Here is a 1,771-nt window from a genome sequence, read left to right on the forward strand (position 1 = left end):
GGGCCTGGTGCACGGATAGGTGACAGGGTTAGTCACGCGGCCTGAGGGGCCTCGTGGTTGATGATGGTCTCGAATTCAATGGGGGTCAATCTGCCGAGGCGGTCCCGTCTGCGGCGGTGGTAGGTCCGTTCGATCCAGTGCACGATGGCGGCCCGGAGCTCGTCTCTGGTGGCCCAGGATCGACGGTCGAGGACGTTGTTCTGTAGCAGCGAGAAGAAGCTCTCCATCGCCGCGTTGTCACCACACGCACCGACCCTGCCCATCGACCCGAGCATGCCGTGCCGGGTGATGGCCTTCTGCATCTTCTTCGAACGAAATTGACCGGGCTCAACCAGTCGATGCAACACCGGCTTGTTGGAGCAACAATAGCTGCTCGTTGAAGGCCTCAGCGGGAGTCATCCATCCGAGCGACTTCCGAGGGCGCGTGTTCAGCGCGAATGCGACGGCTTCGATGTCTTCGGCGCTCCAGCGGGACAGGTCGGTGCCCTTCGGGAAGTACTGACGCAGCAGCCCGTTGGTGTTCTCGTTCGTGCCGCGCTGCCAGGGCGACTGCGGATCGGCGAAGAACACCGGGATGCCGGTTTCGACGCGGAACTGCGCGTGAGCGGACATCTCCTTGCCGCGGTCCCAGGTCAACGAGCGCGCCAGCTGCGCCGGCAGCGCCGACATCGTGTTGGCGAGAGCATTCTTCATCGTGATCGCGCCATAGCCGGCCAACGCCGGCCCGTTCTTCGGCGTCTCCTTGTGCCGATAGCCCTCTTCCCGCGGGAGATGGACGAGCAGCGTGTAACGGGTCTTGCGCTCGACGACCGTGCCGACCGCCGAGCGCTCCAACCCGATCAGCAGATCGCCTTCCCAGTGCCCGGGGACGGCGCGACCGTCGGCTTCCGCCGGTCGCTCGCTGATCAGCGTCTCCGGCGTGACATGCGCCCAGGTCTTGCGCCGCGACCGCTCTCGGGGGACGCGTAGCGCCCTGCCCGTGCGGAGGTTCCAGACGAGTTCGCGCTTGAGCGCGCCGCGGCCCTCGATGTAGAGCGACTGGTAGATCGCCTCTGGGCTGATGCGCATGGACTCATCATCCGGGAAGTCGATCTTCAACCGGTGTGAGATCTGCTCCGGACTCCAAGCCCAGGACCAGGCCCTGTCCTTCCGATGCGGCTTGCCTCTCCCGGTGAACCGCGGCGGCTGGGGACCGGTGACGATCGTGCCATCGGGGCTTGTGATCTTCCCCGACAGGCGCTCCTCGACATACGCGCGCAGCCGCGGGTTCGCGACGAGTTTCGCGACCTTGGGTCGCTTCGCGGTCATGTCTGCTTTCCACTGCGCGACCGACGCCCGATACTCCGGCTTCCCGCCCCGCGTGGCCGCGTTCCGCCGCAGCTCACGAGAGATCGTCCCGGCATCGCGGCCCATGGCGCGAGCGATCTCGCGAACGCCCTTGCCCTTCTCCTTGAGAATCGCGATCTCCTCGCGCTCAGCGAACGAGAGGTAGCGGCCCGATGGCTGCTGGGCGATGTCGAATGGCGCCATGCCGCCAGCGTGTCGGAACCATCTTGCGCCGACCGCGGGCGCCACGCCGACAACCCCCGCGGCTTCCTCCGCGAGCAGCCCTTTCGCGATCTCGCCCCAGAACGCCGCCTCGACGGGTTTCTGAAACTTCGGATGCCCCGGCGAGCGGAGCTTCGGACGAACCGCCCTGTCCGCGGCCTGCTGACGACGAACCATCGAACACCTCCTGATAGAGGTGTTGCGACGACCAGTTGAATTCACC

General features: G+C 66.1%; 1 protein-coding gene and 1 pseudogene. Both read right to left on the reverse strand.

The features are described from left to right. Window positions 1-32: 32 nt before the first annotated feature. Window positions 33-320: pseudogene (locus tag GD1_RS23895) on the reverse strand (integrase core domain-containing protein); the annotation flags it as partial. A 7-nt stretch (window positions 321-327) separates the two neighbouring features. Next, window positions 328-1,725 (reverse strand): IS30 family transposase, encoded by a 1,398-nt coding sequence (locus tag GD1_RS23900; protein ID WP_059040016.1) that lies wholly within the window; start codon window positions 1,723-1,725, stop codon window positions 328-330. Window positions 1,726-1,771 lie beyond the last annotated feature (46 nt).

The organism is Gordonia desulfuricans NBRC 100010 (genome assembly GCF_001485495.1).
Lineage (GTDB): Bacteria > Actinomycetota > Actinomycetes > Mycobacteriales > Mycobacteriaceae > Gordonia > Gordonia desulfuricans.

What these genes read in the sequence shown, in the direction of transcription:
- GD1_RS23900 (WP_059040016.1), bottom strand. Translation starts at nt 1,725, where the DNA reads ATGGTTCGTCGTCAGCAGGCCGCGGACAGGGCGGTTCGTCCGAAGCTC.